Origin of the sequence: Hydrogenophaga sp. PAMC20947 (assembly GCF_004795855.1) — a bacterium.
GTDB lineage: Bacteria > Pseudomonadota > Gammaproteobacteria > Burkholderiales > Burkholderiaceae_C > Hydrogenophaga.
This window is the reverse complement of the sequence record NZ_CP039252.1, coordinates 561,735-577,391: the sequence shown is the minus strand read 5'-3', so window position 1 is coordinate 577,391 and position 15,657 is coordinate 561,735. Positions and strand designations below refer to the sequence as shown.

Here is a 15,657-nt window from a genome sequence, read left to right as displayed (position 1 = left end):
TCAGCGGACCCAACCTTCGATTTTAACGGTATCCAGCCAATAACCACCAAAAACGCCCGCAGCACCGCCTCTGGCACGGCGCAAGGCCGCGCCCATGGGGCAGGTTCGGAGGCCCAACGCGGCGATCAGCGGCGGGCCAAGCCTTCCAGGTGATCGGCCACAAACGCGGCGATTTGCTGCTTGCCCTCCATCGGTGTGACGCCGCTGGCCTGCACCATGAAAGCCCGCTGTGCCGACCCGCGTGTGTCTTCGCCGCGGGTGGCCACCACCAGCGAGGCCCGGCCCAGGCGGCGAGCGGCCACTTGCAGCAACTCGGCTTCGCTCACGCCTTCCAGGTACTTGAAGGCCACACACGCCATGGCGGGATCGGCTGCACACGCCAGATCAATCACCTTTTCGGTGGGTTCGAGATCCAGCTGCAGGCTGGCCTGACCCGAGGGAATCTTGCCCTGCACCGCCTGGCGCGGGCGGTAGTCGGCGACGCCAGCCGAAAACACCCCGGCAAAGAGCCCGCCTTGCGCACGTTTGACCACGGTGTCCCGGTACTCGTCGAAGGTACGGGCGATGGTGAGGGGCAAGGGGGCAGAGGGCCGCCAGGCGCCGTCACCCAGGAGCAACTCGGCTTCGGCTCCGCGCCAGATCAGTTCATCAGCGATATCGGCGCCCAGGCGCCCGCGAAAGCGGTTCACGATGCGGCGCACGCCGTCAATGGGCACCGGGGTGGGGCCTGCTGTCACGAGAATGTGGCGCCCTGCCAGCGGTGAGTCGCTGAGCGCCCGACCAACGGCAATGCACAGGGTTTCGGTGCTGGGCAAGTTGTGTTTGCCGTAGGCGTCGTGGGGTGCCACAAACTGAACCCCGATGCCAGCCAGTTTTCGCGCATTGTCGACCAGCACGCTGTTGTGCAGGGTGCCGTGCATGGTCGGCGCGACCACGATGCGTGTGCGCCCCTGCTCCATGCGACCCAATGCCGATGCCAGCGCCGAGGTGACCACCGTGTCGGCAATGCCACAGGCCATCTTGGCGATGGTGTTGTGCGTGGCGGGAGCCACCAGATAGGCATCAAAGGGCGCGCCATCGGAGAGGTGTTCGGCGGCCCAGGTCAGGCCTGTGACCACGGGCGCACAGGTGGCCCACTCCAGCGCTTCTCGGGCCACATACCGCAGGGCATCGTCCGAAGCAAACGCCACAACTTCGGCACCGTGGCGGCGCAGGCCTCGCGCCAACTGCGGCGTCTTCATGGCCGCGATGCCACCCGTCACCAGCAGCGCGATGCGCCGGCCGGCCAGGCGCTGCGACACCATGGGGACATCGTGGTCCCCCATGGGGCTGGGCGTGGGCGCGGAAAAATCCCAGTCGTATCGGCTCATGCGTGGTGTCCTTGGTCTTTGATTGGTGCAGGTATTTCGGTGCGGGCAGGGCCATCCACAAGCCCGCTCCGAGCGCGCCGATCCAGCTGCGTGTTCATGGCCTCAAAGTGCCTGGGCAGGAATCGGCTGGCCTTGCCCATTTCCGCATGCAGGTGGGGCAGCACCTCAATGGCAAACGGATCCGAGCCCTGGATGCGCGACACCGGATGGTAGGGTCGCCCTTCCTGGAACCACGCCGGCACCAGGGCTGCGAGATCGGGCACAGCATCGGTGAACAGCATACAGCTCGTTTCACAAAACGAAGCATCGGCGGGATGCCATCGGCCATTGAGTTTGACCGCTGCAAAGTAGTGTTTGACGTGGCTGCGCATCAGGCCACGCCAAGCGTCGGGCATCAACACCCCCAGCACCCCGATCTCCAGCGGCACTTCGACGAATCCCGCCTCCAGGCCCAGCGCCCGCAACAACGCGACCTGCAGGTTGGCTTTGGTGGTGCACATGCCACTGCCACGCGCCAAGGTTCGAGAAGCGGTCTCCTGCCACAAGCCAAAACGGTAGGGCATGCGCTGGATGGTGTGGAACACGGCTTCGGCAGTGGCCGCCGGCGTGTCCTTGCGAAGCTGACCCGCCAAGGTCTGAATGGCCGGGTGCTCCAGATCGCACAGGGCGGCGGAATCGGGCAGCGTGGCCGGCGGGCCTGCCGCCGACTCATCGGTCTGCGCGGCGGCCACCGCTCGGGCCCAGATGGTCCGCAACTCACGGTTGTCAGGCGCCCGCCAAACCGCCTGGCTGGTCTCGAGTGTCCAGACCCAGGTGTCGTGATCCAGGGCCAGCAGCGGCTCGCGCGAGGCCGCAAAGTGGTTGCCTGGCCCGAGCCAAAGGCTCTTGGCCCCCATCAGGCGCCCCGAGAGCAGCACATGCACCGACCAGGGGCTGCGCTGGGCCAGGGGTTCACCAGAATTCAGGCGCTGCCAGGACCCCAGTCGGAACACCTTGAAGGCGTGGCGGCCCAGATGAAAGCCCAGACGGGCATCAGAAAACGCCTCCAGCAGGCGCGCCTGCCCAGGCTCGGACAAAACTTCGGACATGTGTTGACTCCCTGAATGCCATGGAGGGTCATCCGGGTGCCGCAACCCATACCCGGGCAAAGCAGCAGCCCGGGTCGCCTGAAGCAGGGTGCATCAACCCCGGTGACCCATTTAGGGCGCGATTATTCCCAGGAATTTCATCGGCAACCCGAAGACCCCTGACAAACCTCGCAGACCCACGGGCCGGACCGTGCGTGGCGAGGCGCGACACAACGCCAAAGCCGGGGGCTGAACCCGGGTTGTGTCAGGTGCGCGAACACCCTCTAAAGGGAGGTGGCCTTCGTCAGTACCTCGGCGAGGACCTTGTTCAGGGCTTCCGGATCCACCGGCTTGTGCAAAACGGCGGCAAAGTCCCCGCGGACCAGCCGAGCACCCTCCTCGGCCCCCACATTGCCACTCATCAAAACAATGGGCGGCGCACCGGACGTGCTGCGGATGCGTCGCGCCAGCTCCACGCCATCCAGACGGGGCATGGCGAGATCGGTCAACACCACATCCCAGCGCTGGTCGCCTTGCTGAAACATCGCCCAGGCAGCCTCGCCATCGACGGCCTGGGTGACATCCCATCCTGCTCGCTCCAGCAAGGCCGACCAGGCGGTCCGGACCAGGTGGTCATCGTCCACAAACAACAGCCGCCCTCCACACACAAGCGCATCCGATGCCGGCAAAGGAACCGCCAGCTCACCGGGCTCCAGACAAGCGGGAAGGTACACATGGAAAGTGGTGCCCTGCCCCGGTTGGCTGACCACGCCGATGACGCCGCCATGCCGCGACAAAATGCCTTGCGAGACCGAAAGCCCCAGGCCAGTGCCTCGCCCGACCGACTTGGTGGTGAAAAAAGGGTCGAAAATGCGGTGCAGATTCCCGGGGGCAATACCGGGCCCCTCATCGCCCACCGAGAGCAAAACGTAGCGGCCTGCGGGCAAGACAGCGGCCTCTGCCACCATCAAAACACCCGATGGGGCAGGCAGGTCAACATGATCCACGGTCACCGTGATCTTGCCTGTACCGTTCATGGCGTCTGCTGCATTGGCGAGCAGGTTGGTCAGCACCTGCTGCATTTGCGTCGGGTCGGCCTTGACCCACGCGTGCCCGTTCAGGCTGACAACCTGCAGTTCACAGCGCCGTGCTTGGGACGGATCCAGCAGGCTGAAAGAGGGTTGAATCAGATCGCCAAGCGACAGCCACTGCAGCACAGGCGCAGCCTTGCGGTTGTAGGCCTGCAACTGCCGGATGAGGTTGGAGGCGTGGCGCGATCCCTTGAGCGCATGCTGCAGCGATTCATAGGCAGGATGGGTTTTGTCCAGATCCTCCATCGCCAGCCGAGTCCAGCCCGATATGCCTGCGAGGGCGTTGTTGAAGTCGTGTGCGATGCCGCCAACGAACCGGTGAAGCGCTTCGGCCTTCTCGGTTTGAGCCAGCTTGACCTGTTCAGCTTCCTGCACAGCGTGGTTTTCTCGCTGCATGACCATCTGGCGGGAGAGAACCAGCACCTCGTTCAGCCCGCGACCCAGATCGCTGAGCTCGTCATGGCCAGACTCTTCGATCGGGACTCCGGTCTGGGCACCCTGCTCGCCAATGGCGATGAGCTGCTGGTGCATGCGCTTGAGCCGCCGCAACAAAAGCCGATCGAGCAACAGCACCAACAAGGCACCCATCACCAGCCCCGCCAGGGCCACCTGCACCGCCGTGGCCCAAATCAGCGATTGCCCTTTTTGATGCAGCAAACGGTCGAGGCTGACCACCAAATGGGCCACTGGTTGGTTCTGGTGGTCCATCACCCCCGCCCTCGCTTCTGCGCGGCTATCGCCCAAGACCCGCAGTTCCAGGTCGACCCATCTCACTTGACCGGTGTCAAAGGAAAAGTCCACCGGGTTCAGCATCACCTGCGCAAAGCGCTCATGTTCGAATGCGCCGAAACGGCGAAACACCACTTGCGCGCCTTTGGGCGGGGTCCCGACAGCCAACTGTTCTCGCACCGGAGCCACCGACAACAAGTACAACGTGCCATCAATCTGTCGGTAGGTTTCGATCAAAGTCTCACTGTGGGGATCGCTCAACACGGAGCCAATCAGTGCATGGGCCACTTGCTCTTCCTCTGGGCTGGGCTTCACCAGCGTGGCCTCAGCGGTCAACGATGTGCCTCCGACCAAGACACCCTTTGCGTCGTATACCAGCACGCCGGACAACCGCAGCGATTGCATGGTCTCCGAGGGAAAGTTGTCCTTCAAGAAGCTGGGATTTTTGCCGGTGGCGAAACGAACCGTGTCGACCCAGAAGGCATAGTCCCTACCCGATGCGGAGAGGTTGGCAAGGTTTTGCTGGAGCATCCGCCGCGCCCGTTCACCATCTTGCTCAGCGCGCGCCTTCTCCAGCACCAAGAAAGAGGTGGAAATGCTTTGACTTGAAAACCAGACTGCAACAGTGGTCAGCACAGCTACCGTGACAACCACCAGCGCCCAAGCTTTATAGCGAATGGAGAACATTCTTAGGTTATCGGTGATAACTTAAAAATATTCAATGCGCCATTTTTAGATCGCGTTTTGAACCATCGGCCCGTCAGATCCTTGCAACACCCGGGGGTATCGGCTTGGCTTTGGGGCAGCTCATTGAGCTGCCGATAGGATCAATCAAAGACGATCTCGGCCCGCTGTTCGTGTGCCTGCGCCATCCAGCTCGCCAAGGCCGCGTCTGTGGGGAAAAACAAGGCCCTGTCGTCGAGTTGCAATTCACACTGGGCACCTTCGCGCATCAAGGCCAGACGGACCGGCAGGCCACGCACCAGCTCCCCCTGATCGGTCACTTCCCGCTTGGGCGGGAAGTCCCGCACCAGTTGCACCACCGAAGGCGCATGCCCGTTGACGGCGACACGCAGGTACTTGCCAAACCGGCAACGCGCCGAAGCCAGGTCCCAGATCTGCTGGATCTTCAACCGCAAGCCCCCTGAAAAGCGATCAGGCTGCGCCACGGCCTGCACCACGATGAGCTCGTCGTCCTTGAGCAGGTTGCGGTGCAAGTTGATGAGGGTTTCATCGGCGCTGATTTCCAGCACCGCCGTCTTGTCGTCCAGCTTGAACAGGGCCAGGCGGCCGCGCTGGCCGTTGATCACGCGAAAGTCGTTGACGATGCCCGCCAGAATCACCGGGTCGCGGCTTTCCTTGACATCTTCCAGCGCGGTGCGGGCAAACCGCCGCACCTCCCGTCGCACCTCGTCAAACAGGTGCCCCGAGAAGTAGAAGCCCATGGCGGTCTTCTCCAGCGTCAGCTGTTCTTTCACACCCCAGGGCGTGGTGGGCACCAGATCGGGTTCCTGGGTGCTGGAGCCATGGTCGTCGGCACCCATCGTGTCAAACAGCCCGCCTTGATTGACGTTCACCTGCTGGGCAGCGGCAAAGTTGAACGCGCGCTCCACCGAAGCCAGCACCTCGGCGCGGTTCAGGTGCAGCGAATCAAAGGCGCCGGCCTTGATCAGTGCTTCAACCGTGCGCTTGTTCAAGCGGCTGCGGTCCACCCGCCGGCAGAAATCAAACAGGCTCTTGAACGGGCCTTCCTCGCTGCCGCTGGCGCCTTCGCCGCGGCCCTCGCGAGCGGCCACGATAGCCTCAATGGCCAGTTGCCCGGTGCCCTTGATGGCGCCCAGGCCATAGCGGATGGCCTTGTCGGTGATGGGCTCAAAGCGGTAGAAGCTGCGGTTCACATCGGGCGCTTCGAAGCTCAGACCCATTTTGTGGGCGTCGTCCACCAGCACCTTGAGCTTGTCGGTGTCGTCCATCTCCACCGTCATGTTGGCGCAGAAGAACTCGGCCGCGTAGTGCACCTTGAGCCAGCCCGTGTGATACGCCAGCAGGGAGTAAGCGGCGGCGTGGGACTTGTTGAAGCCGTAGCCCGCGAACTTCTCCATCAAGTCGAAGATTTCGTCGGCCTTTTTCTCATCGATACCGTTTTTCGCCGCACCGGCGCGGAAGATGGTGCGGTGCTCGGCCATTTCTTCGGCCTTCTTCTTGCCCATGGCACGGCGCAGCATGTCGGCGCCACCCAGCGAATAGCCGCCCAGGATCTGGGCGGTCTGCATCACCTGCTCCTGGTAGACCATGATGCCGTAGGTCTCCGACAGCATATTGGCCACCAGCGGGTGCGGGTACTCGATCACCTCGCGCCCGTGCTTGCGGGCCACGAAGCTGGGGATCAGGTCCATAGGCCCGGGCCGGTACAAGGCGTTGAGCGCGATCAGGTCTTCCAGGCGCGACGGTTTGGCATCGCGCAACATCCCTTGCATGCCCCGGCTTTCAAACTGGAACACCGCTTCGGTTTGTCCGCGGGAAAACAGCGCATAGGTTCTGGCATCGTCCAGCGGCACGTTTTCGAAGCAAAAATCCTCTTGTCCCTTGTGGCGCGTGGCGATGAATTCGCGGGCGATCTCCAGGATGGTCAGCGTGGCCAAGCCCAAGAAGTCGAACTTCACCAGGCCGACGGCCTCCACGTCGTCCTTGTCGTACTGGCTCACCGCCGAATCACTGCCCGGCTGGGCATAGAGTGGGCAGAAGTCGGTCAGCTTGCCGGGCGCGATCAAAACGCCCCCGGCGTGCATGCCGATGTTGCGCGTCATGCCTTCGAGCTTCTGGGCCAGCTCGATCAGGGTTTTGACGTCTTCCTCTTTCTGGATCCGCTCGGCCAGCATGGGCTCTGCCAGCATGGCGTACTTTTCCCTGTCATCGTCCTTGACGTCTGGCGGCGGGTACTGGATGGTGATGGGTTTGCCCGGCTTGTTCGGGATCAGCTTGGAGATGCCGTCACAAAAGCCGTAGGAAAAATCAAGCACACGACCCACGTCGCGGATGGCGGCGCGGGCTGCCATGGTGCCGAAGGTGGCGATCTGGCTCACGGCGTTCTTGCCGTATTTGTCCTTCACATAATCGATCACCCGATCGCGGTTGCTTTGGCAAAAATCGATGTCGAAGTCGGGCATGGACACCCGTTCCGGGTTCAGAAAGCGCTCAAACAGCAGGTTGTATTGCAGCGGATCCAGATCGGTGATCTTCAGCGCATAAGCCACCAGTGAACCGGCGCCCGAACCTCGACCAGGTCCGACCGGGCAACCGTTTTTCTTGGCCCAGATGATGAAATCGCCCACGATCAGGAAGTAGCCGGGGAAGCCCATGTTCAGGATCGTGTTGATCTCAAACTCCAGACGCGCCACATAACGAGGACGCTCGGTTTCGCGTTTGGTCGCATCCGGGTACAGGTGGACCAGGCGATCTTCCAGGCCTTCAAACGATGACTGGCGGAAGAAGTCCGCCATGGGCATGGGCACACCATCGATCAGCGGCGTGGGGAAATCAGGCAGCTGCGGCTTGCCCAACACCAGCGTGAGCGTGCAGCGCTTGGCGATTTCCAGCGTATTGGCCACAGCCGAGGGGAGATCGGCAAACAAAGCGGTCATTTGCTCTGCGCTCTTGAAATACTGCTCGCGGGTGAAGCGGCGCACCCGGCGCCGGTTGCCCAGGATTTCACCATCGGAGATACACACCCGGGCTTCATGCGCTTCGTAGTCTTCCTCGGTGAGGAACTGCACCGGATGGGTGGCCACCACAGGCAAATGCAGGCGGGCCGCCAGCTGCACCGCAGCGGTCACATGGCGCTCATCGTCCGGTCGACCCGCCCGCTGCACTTCAATATAAAAGCGGTGGGTAAAAAGGCTGGACAGCTGCAAGGCGACATCGGCCGCGCGCTGGGTATCTCCTTGCAGGAGTGCCTGTCCCACCGGCCCCGCCTGGGCACCGGCAAGCATCAGCAGGCCCCCATTGAGCTCTTCCAGCCACGCTCGCTGCAACACCGCAGGCCCGCGCCCGTCGGTTCGTGTCCAGGCTCGGGCGAGCAATTCGCACAGGTTGAGGTAACCCTGCGTGTCCTGGACCAGCAAAATCACTTTGGGCGCAGCCGGTTGATGGCTCCCGGGCATGGCATTGAGCGTCTGCTCGGTGAAGCCCTGCAGCAACACTTCAGCGCCGAGCAGGGGCTTCACCCCTTTGCCGCGCGCCTCTTTGTAAAACTTGACCGCGCCAAACAGGTTGTTGAGGTCGGTGATGGCCAAGGCTGGCTGGCCATCGGCCGCAGCCGCGGCCACCACTTCATCGATGCGGTTGGTTCCATCGACGACAGAAAACTCGGTGTGCAGGCGCAGGTGTATGAACATGCCCCCATTTTCTCAGATCAAAGGCCTTGCAACCGGCTGGGAAGGTCTAAAGACTTGCTCGGTTCACTGCTCGTGTTCTGAACGATGGGTGCGCCAAGCCCGAACCGTCTCCCCCAGGGAGGCATTTACCTCATTGGGCAGGATCCAGCGCCGCACCAGCAATTCGCCGACAAACATCACCCCGATCAATGGGCCGCCCAGCAACGTGGCAAACGCCGACCAGACCGGCAAAGGCGCCCAAATGAACAAGCCCACCGAAACCAGCACCATGGCCGCGAAAAAAAGGCTCCAAGCCTGGGTGACCTGCCGGGTATAGCGCAGTTGGTTTTCACTCAAGACGCCGCCATGTACGCGCCGTGCCATTTGCGTCACCAGCGACTCGCCGGGACCGGTGAGGGTGCGCGCGAAGAACACCGCCAGCAAGGTGTACACGCCCATGTGCTCCAGGAAATACAGCGTCGCGATGCGTTGGGTCAGCAAGGGCCACAAGCCAACCAGCACGCCCACCAGCACCAAGCCCAGAGCCGCCGCCAGCAGGCGCTGCGGCATGCGCCACAAGCCCAAAAAAATCACCAGACTGAGCGGCGCCAGCGCCAAGGCAACACCCCAGTGGGAGGCTTGACCACTGGCGCTGTTGAAATAGGACGCAATGGCCCAGGCCACCGCCATCAGGCCGGCGCTCACCGCGCGCACCACCGGCCACATCCGCACGCTCAGACCGTTCGATGGTTGGCGATGTGGGCGGTCAGTGCCCTCAACGACGCAAAAATCGCTTCGTTGTTGCCATCATCGGCTTGCATCTGAAAACCGTATTTCTTGGACACGACCAGGGCCACTTCCAGTACATCGATCGAGTCCAGGTCCAGACCCTCGCCAAACAAGGACGCATCGGGATCGATGTCGGCCGCCGCCACCTCCAGGTTCAGCGCCTCAACGATCAAGGCGGACACCTCAGGAATCAACGCCTCAACGGCGGGGGAAGAAATTTCGTGGGGCATAGAGGTCCAAATTGAGCGCCCGCTTGAAACACCATTGAGTGCATTCCGGGGCAAAGAACTAAGCCCGTGATTTTACCGGGCGCCGTCCGGGGAAGATCAGCACAGCCCACGCGGTGCGCGGCGTGGCTTTTTCGGGATGGGGTGCGATGCGCGAAATCCTTGGCCAAGCAACCCGGCCATGGACCCAACAGACGGGATCCTGCGGCAACCAGCCACACAAGTATCTGAGCCGCAACCCCTTGCAGGGCGCAGTTGGCCGTCCAATGGCATGCCCCAGGCACGGCCCTTTTTCCAGCATTTTGACCGCTGAAAGCGCAGCGAAACGCTCGATGGACCCGCTCATTTAACAAATGGTTGCACATTTCACCCCGCGCGATCACGCACGCCACCCGCAGCTGGGCATCTGGGCCGCACAGGGTCACTCCAGGCAAGCTCAAACAGCGATACTTGGGGGATGCAAAACACGCTCAACAGCCACGATGTGGTGGTGCTTGGCGGTGGTCTGGCTGGTTTGACCCTCGCTTTACAACTCAAACGCAGAGATCCGGCGATCGACGTGCTCGTCCTGGAACGCAGAGCAACCCCTGCACCCGAAGCCATCCACAAAGTCGGGGAATCCACCGTCGAGATCGGCGCCCACTATTTCGGCGAGGTATTGGGCCTCAAAGAACACCTGCAACAGCAACAGCTGCGCAAATTCGGTTTTCGCTTTTTCTTCTCGGAAGGCCGAAGGGACATTGACCAGGTCACGGAAGTCGGCCCCAGCCGGCATCTGACGATGCCGAGCTACCAGATCGACCGTGGCATCTTCGAGAACTACCTGGCCAAAGAAGCCTGTGCCCGCGGCATTGGAGTCGTGACAGGGGCCACCGTGCGCCAGCTCTCGCTCACCGAAGACAACCTGGGTCCGCAGGCTCCACACGAGGTGACGTACACCCGCGAAGACCAAACCCACACTGTTCAGGCGAGATGGGTGGTGGACGCCTGTGGTCGTGCCGGCCTGATCAAACGCAAACTCGACCTGGCCGAACCCAACGACCACGCGTGTCATGCCGTGTGGTTCCGGATCAAAGACCGCATCAACCTGGATGAATGGAGCGACAACCCCCTCTGGCGCGAACGCTGCCCCCCTCAGACCCGGTGGCTGTCCACCAACCACCTGATGGGCGCTGGCTACTGGGTCTGGCTGATCCCTCTGTCTTGCGGCTCGCACTCCATTGGCATCGTGGCCGACCCTGCGATCCACCCGCTGGAGCGCATGAGCAGCTTCGACAAAGCCATGGAATGGTTGGCCGAGTACCAGCCCCTGTTGTTCGATGCACTCGATATCCGGCGCGAATTGTTACAAGATTTCGCGTTCTTCAAGCGGTTCTCTTACGGTTGCAAGCAGGTGTTCTCGGCCGACCGATGGGCGTTGACGGGCGAAGCCGGTCTGTTCATTGACCCGTTTTACTCCCCAGGCAGCGATTTCATCGCCATCAGCAACACCTACATCACCGAGCTGGTCACGCTGGATCGCCAGGGGCAACGCTTGCGCGCACGGGCATCGGCCTTTGACCAGGTGCTTCATTCGTTTTACGAAGGCACCCTGGCGCTGTATCAGGGGCAATACCCCATTTTTGGTGATCCCGAGGTTTTGCCCGTCAAGGTGGTGTGGGACTACACCTACTACTGGGGCGTGCTGGCCCAGTTTTTCTTCCACGACCGATTGACCGATCTTTCCAGTCTGGCCGCCTTGCGCAGCGAACTGAACCACTGCCAGCAGCTCAACCGCTCGGTACAAGACTTCCTGCGCGCCTGGTCTGCGGTCAGTGAAAAACGCAACCCCGCCGTGATGCTCGACCAGGCGAAGATGCCCTGGTTCGCCGAACTCAACCGCAGTCTCTCGGACACGCTGGACGCCCCCAGTTTTGTCCAGCGCATCCGCGATGCCAATGCGCAGCTCAGCCGGCTGGCTGCAGAAATTGTTCAGCGCGCACACGAAGACCACCCCGACCTGCCCGCTTTTGACCTCACACCGCTGCGCCGATCGACCGAAGCCACCCGCAGTGCCGCGAGCTCTCCACCAGGGGGCGGTTTTGAAACCATGCTGCCATGCGCCATGGCAGTGACATGATTTGCCGAGAGAACAGACGCCTGCCCGGTCTATCATCCCCACGCATCCGCAAGCGTGGTGCAGGCGGCTACGCTTCCCAAAGACACGAAACGTTCAACGCGCATGACCCCAGCCTCTGAAACCTCCACAGTCAGCACCTGCGATGTGCTGGTGATTGGCGGCGGGCCCGCCGGCTCCACCGTCTCCGCCTTCTTGGCCGAGCAAGGACACCAGGTGGTCTTGCTTGAAAAGGCCCATCATCCCCGATTCCACATAGGCGAATCGCTGCTGCCCGCCAATTTGCCCTTGTTCGAGCGCATGGGCATTGCCGACGAAGTCAAAGCCATCGGCATGTACAAAGCGGGAGCCGAGTTTGTCTCGCCTCACCACCGCTGGACCCAGCGTATCGAGTTCGCTGAGGCGTGGGACAAATCCATGCCCCATGCTTACCAGGTGCCCAGGGCCGCGTTCGACCATATTCTGATCAAAAACGCGGCCAGAAAAGGCGCGACTGTGCACGAAGGCTGCAAGGTGATCGGTGTTGAGTTTCAAGGTGATGGCGAAGGCGCCACCGTGACGGCGCGCAACGACGATGGGGTTGAGCGCCAATGGGCAGCGCGCTTTGTGGTGGATGCCTCAGGTCGAGACACGTTCCTGGCCAACCGGTTCAAAATCAAAGAACGCAATCCCCGCCACAACAGCTCGGCCGTGTATGGTCATTTCCGCAATGCCGTGCGCAATGAAGGCGCTATTGAGGGCAACATCGCGGTCCACTGGTTTGAACAGGGCTGGTTTTGGTTCATCCCGCTGGCCGATGGCATCACCAGCATCGGCATGGTCACCTGGCCTCACCACATGAAATCGCGCGGCCAGCGCAGCCTCGAGCAGTTTTTTCTCGACAACATCGCCCAATCTCCCAAGCTCCAGGAGCGATTGACCCATGCCCAGCTGGTGAGCAAAGTCGAAGCGACCGGCAATTTTTCCTACATTTCGAAGCGTTGTCATGGGGCCAACTACCTCATGCTGGGCGATGCCTATGCGTTCATCGATCCGGTGTTTTCGTCGGGCGTTTGGCTGGCCATGCACAGCGGGTTGGTGGGCGCACAAACCATCGACACCTGCTTGCGGCAACCCCAGCAAGCCCAGGCTGCGCTCAAACGCTTCGACAGGGTGATGCGACACGGTCCCAGGGCGTTCTCCTGGATCATTTACCGCATGACCAATCCCATCATGCGGGATCTGCTGATGACGCCACGCAACGACTTCCGGGTCAAGGAAGCGCTGCTGTCGGTTTTGGCCGGCGACATTTTCGGCAAAACGCCCATCTGGCCGTCCCTCTTCGCCTTCAAGGCGATCTATTACGCTGGCAACTTCGTCCAGCCTTTCCGGGCTTATACCGCCTGGAAACGCCGCCGGCACAACATCCGCGCGGTCGAAGACACCGCCCTCTACAACGCCTGAATCCCCATGAACCCATCACCACCACACCCCCTGTCCGGCGCAACGCTGGCGCTTGCAACAGCCCTGGCTTTCGGCCTGCCGAGCCTGGCCGCGCAAGCAGCCGAAGAAAAACCCCTGTGGGAAGCCGGTCTCGGCGTGGCGGCTGTGAGTTTTCCGGCCTACCGGGGTTCTGACCAGCGCAGCCTGTTTGTCTTGCCCACCCCCTACTTCGTTTACCGGGGCGAATTCCTCAAAGCAGACCGAGAGGGCATGCGCGCCGAGCTGTTCGAATCGGACCTCGCAGAACTCACGGTCTCGGGCGCGCTGTCACCGCCCGCCTCCAGCGACGATATTCGGGTTCGACTCGGTATGCCCGATCTGGATGCCAACCTTGAGTTTGGACCCCAGTTGAACCTGAAACTGTGGGAGGCCGAACACGGATCGCGCCAACTCAAGCTGCTGCTGCCGTTGCGCGCGGCGTTCACGCTCAACAGCCAACCCAAGAGCATCGGCTGGGTGTTCCATCCCAAGCTGAACCTTGACATGGGCAGCTTGCCCGCCCTGCCGGGCTGGAACGTAGGCCTGCAAGCCGGCGCGCTGTTTGGCGATCGACGGCAGCACCAGTATTTTTACGGCGTGGACTCCGCCTACGCCACGAACGACAGGCCCGCATACGAAGCGCGCAGCGGTTTCGCGGGCATGCAATACCTCGTGGGTGTGTCCAAACGCTTTGACAGCCACTGGGTCGGTGCCTTCCTCCGCTACGATAACCTGAGCGGAGCCACCTTTGCCAGCAGCCCACTGGTGCGCACCAAAAATTACGTGGCGGCCGGTGTGGCCATCTCATGGGTGCTGGGCCAGTCTTCCACCCGCGTGATGGCCGATGAGTGAGCAGCGGCGCCACGCCTCCATCCTCTGGACCCTCTACGAGTCCATCGCCATGGTGGTGGGGCTGGGCAGCCTGGGGCTGCTGTGCCTGCTTTGGCTGCCGCCCGCGCTGGCGTTGCAGCTGATCTTGCCGCGCCGCTTGGGTCAGGCCATCGGACGGCGCGTGATCTCGGCCGGGTTCCGGCTGTATTTGCGCATCCTCTCCCGCCTGTGTGCCTGCCGGCTGGATTTGTCTGAGCTGGACAGCTTGCGCCATCAAGGCCCCTTGATCGTGGCCGCCAACCACCCTTCGCTGCTCGACGCGGTGCTGATCGTCTCGCGCCTGCCCAATGCCATTTGTGTGATGAAAGCCAGCCTGATGGACAACCCCTTGCTGGGTGCTGCCGCTCGCCTCGCGGGCTACGTGCGCAACAACGGCGCATTGCCCATGATCACGAACAGCCGCGATTCACTGGCCGAAGGCGCGCAGCTGGTGATGTTTCCCGAAGGATCACGTACGCAACGTTTTCCAGTCGATCTTTTCACCCCCAGTTTGGGCCTCATCGCATGGCGGTCCGGCGTTGCCGTACAGACGGTGTTCCTGGAGTTTTCCACGCCGTACCTGGGCAAAAACTGGCCCCTTTTTCGCCGCCCCAAACTGCCGCTCCACTGCCGCGCTCGGCTGGGACAGCGGTTTGAGGCCATGACCGACCACAACCGTTTCACCGACGAGCTGGAAGCGTATTTCCGGCGCGAGGCCCAGCCAGTCTGGACCAAGTCCAATGATGCCCATGTCTGATCACCTCAACGCCCCACAGCCACACGCCCAGCCCGACCCCACCCACCTGGTCTTGATCCCCAGCTACAACCCGGGCAGCCAAGTGCTGGAGACGGTGCGCCAGGCACGCGCCCAATGGAACCCCGTGTGGGTCGTGGTCGATGGCAGCACCGACGGCACGGCCCAGCAGCTGCAAACGCTGGCCGCGCAGGACGCCGGGCTGGAAGTGATCCTGCTGCCCCACAACCAGGGCAAGGGGGCCGCCGTGCTCGAAGGCATCAGCCGCGCGGCCCAGGCGGGCTTCACCCACGCGCTCACCATGGACAGCGACGGCCAACACCCCGCCGATCTCATCCCCCATTTCATGGCCACCTCACAAGCCCGGCGCCAGGCCATGGTGCTGGGCAAGCCGGTGTTTGGCCCTGAAGCCCCTGCCCTGCGCGTCAACGGTCGCAAGGTGTCCAACGGCTGGGCCAATCTGGAAACCCTGTGGATGGGCGTGGGCGACTCGCTGTACGGCTTTCGCGTCTACCCCATTCAGCCGCTGATAAAGATCATGCGAAACAACGCGTTCATGCGCCGTTTTGACTTTGATCCCGAAGCGGTGGTGCGCCTGTGCTGGGCCGGTGTCACCCCGGTCAACCTGGACGCACCGGTGCGCTACCTGTCGGCCGAAGAAGGCGGGGTCTCCCACTTCAAGTACCTGCGCGACAACATCCTGCTGACCTGGATGCACACGCGCCTGTTTCTCGGATTTCTGGTTCGACTGCCGCTGCTCATCGCGCGGCGCCTCAAAGACCGACCGTCTTAAACCCCGAGGCTGACCAC

Annotated in this window: 11 protein-coding genes; 5 read left to right on the top strand and 6 right to left on the bottom strand. The window is 62.3% G+C overall.

All coding sequences use genetic code 11. From position 1 onward, the window contains the following. Positions 1–125: 125 nt before the first annotated feature. The 6 genes from E5678_RS02635 to E5678_RS02610 form a co-directional block, all read right to left on the bottom strand. Positions 126–1,370, bottom strand: a complete 1,245-nt coding sequence (locus tag E5678_RS02635; RefSeq protein WP_136177087.1) for a phosphopantothenoylcysteine decarboxylase — start codon at positions 1,368–1,370, stop codon at positions 126–128. Next, complete coding sequence (locus tag E5678_RS02630; RefSeq protein ID WP_136177086.1) at positions 1,367–2,458, bottom strand: transglutaminase family protein; 1,092 nt, start codon at positions 2,456–2,458, stop codon at positions 1,367–1,369. The genes E5678_RS02635 and E5678_RS02630 overlap by 4 nt, the downstream gene beginning before the upstream one ends. A 263-nt stretch (positions 2,459–2,721) precedes the next feature. Beyond that, positions 2,722–4,944, bottom strand: a complete 2,223-nt coding sequence (locus E5678_RS02625) for an ATP-binding protein (protein ID WP_136177085.1) — start codon at positions 4,942–4,944, stop codon at positions 2,722–2,724. Between the two features lie 140 nt (positions 4,945–5,084). Next, on the bottom strand, positions 5,085–8,651 hold the full coding sequence (gene dnaE, locus E5678_RS02620; RefSeq protein ID WP_136177084.1) for a DNA polymerase III subunit alpha: 3,567 nt from the start codon (positions 8,649–8,651) through the stop codon (positions 5,085–5,087). A 63-nt stretch (positions 8,652–8,714) separates the two neighbouring features. Then, positions 8,715–9,362 carry a hypothetical protein gene (locus E5678_RS02615; protein WP_136177083.1) on the bottom strand — a complete coding sequence of 216 codons (648 nt, stop codon included), beginning with the start codon at positions 9,360–9,362 and terminating at the stop codon, positions 8,715–8,717. 2 nt (positions 9,363–9,364) lie between these two features. Further along, positions 9,365–9,649 (bottom strand): phosphopantetheine-binding protein, encoded by a 285-nt coding sequence (locus E5678_RS02610; RefSeq protein ID WP_136177082.1) that lies wholly within the window; start codon positions 9,647–9,649, stop codon positions 9,365–9,367. A gap of 454 nt (positions 9,650–10,103) precedes the next feature. On the opposite strand from E5678_RS02610, the gene E5678_RS02605 reads away from it, so the two are divergent. The 5 genes from E5678_RS02605 to E5678_RS02585 all read left to right on the top strand — a co-directional run bounded on the left by E5678_RS02605 (position 10,104) and on the right by E5678_RS02585 (position 15,640). Further along, entirely contained in the window at positions 10,104–11,765 is a 1,662-nt protein-coding gene (locus tag E5678_RS02605) for a tryptophan 7-halogenase (RefSeq protein ID WP_136177081.1), read from the top strand. 102 nt (positions 11,766–11,867) lie between these two features. Further along, positions 11,868–13,205 carry an NAD(P)/FAD-dependent oxidoreductase gene (locus E5678_RS02600; protein WP_136177080.1) on the top strand — a complete coding sequence of 446 codons (1,338 nt, stop codon included), beginning with the start codon at positions 11,868–11,870 and terminating at the stop codon, positions 13,203–13,205. A 6-nt stretch (positions 13,206–13,211) separates the two neighbouring features. Then, the gene (locus tag E5678_RS02595) at positions 13,212–14,075 is read left to right on the top strand and encodes a MipA/OmpV family protein (RefSeq protein ID WP_136177079.1); all 864 of its coding nucleotides are present in this window, start codon (positions 13,212–13,214) and stop codon (positions 14,073–14,075) included. Beyond that, on the top strand, positions 14,068–14,850 hold the full coding sequence (locus E5678_RS02590) for a lysophospholipid acyltransferase family protein (protein WP_136177078.1): 783 nt from the start codon (positions 14,068–14,070) through the stop codon (positions 14,848–14,850). Before E5678_RS02595 ends, E5678_RS02590 begins: the two co-directional genes overlap by 8 nt. Further along, on the top strand, positions 14,843–15,640 hold the full coding sequence (locus E5678_RS02585) for a glycosyltransferase family 2 protein (RefSeq protein ID WP_136177077.1): 798 nt from the start codon (positions 14,843–14,845) through the stop codon (positions 15,638–15,640). The genes E5678_RS02590 and E5678_RS02585 overlap by 8 nt, the downstream gene beginning before the upstream one ends. The last annotated feature ends 17 nt before the right edge of the window (positions 15,641–15,657 follow it).

Bases quoted from the DNA above. Each gene is read 5' to 3' on its own strand.
- E5678_RS02635 (WP_136177087.1), bottom strand. From the start codon at position 1,370: ATGAGCCGATACGACTGGGATTTTTCCGCGCCCACGCCCAGCCCCATG.
- E5678_RS02630 (WP_136177086.1), bottom strand. From the start codon at position 2,458: ATGTCCGAAGTTTTGTCCGAGCCTGGGCAGGCGCGCCTGCTGGAGGCG.
- E5678_RS02625 (WP_136177085.1), bottom strand. From the start codon at position 4,944: ATGTTCTCCATTCGCTATAAAGCTTGGGCGCTGGTGGTTGTCACGGTA.
- dnaE (WP_136177084.1), bottom strand. From the start codon at position 8,651: ATGTTCATACACCTGCGCCTGCACACCGAGTTTTCTGTCGTCGATGGA.
- E5678_RS02610 (WP_136177082.1), bottom strand. From the start codon at position 9,649: ATGCCCCACGAAATTTCTTCCCCCGCCGTTGAGGCGTTGATTCCTGAG.
- E5678_RS02605 (WP_136177081.1), top strand. From the start codon at position 10,104: ATGCAAAACACGCTCAACAGCCACGATGTGGTGGTGCTTGGCGGTGGT.
- E5678_RS02600 (WP_136177080.1), top strand. From the start codon at position 11,868: ATGACCCCAGCCTCTGAAACCTCCACAGTCAGCACCTGCGATGTGCTG.
- E5678_RS02595 (WP_136177079.1), top strand. From the start codon at position 13,212: ATGAACCCATCACCACCACACCCCCTGTCCGGCGCAACGCTGGCGCTT.
- E5678_RS02590 (WP_136177078.1), top strand. From the start codon at position 14,068: ATGAGTGAGCAGCGGCGCCACGCCTCCATCCTCTGGACCCTCTACGAG.
- E5678_RS02585 (WP_136177077.1), top strand. From the start codon at position 14,843: ATGTCTGATCACCTCAACGCCCCACAGCCACACGCCCAGCCCGACCCC.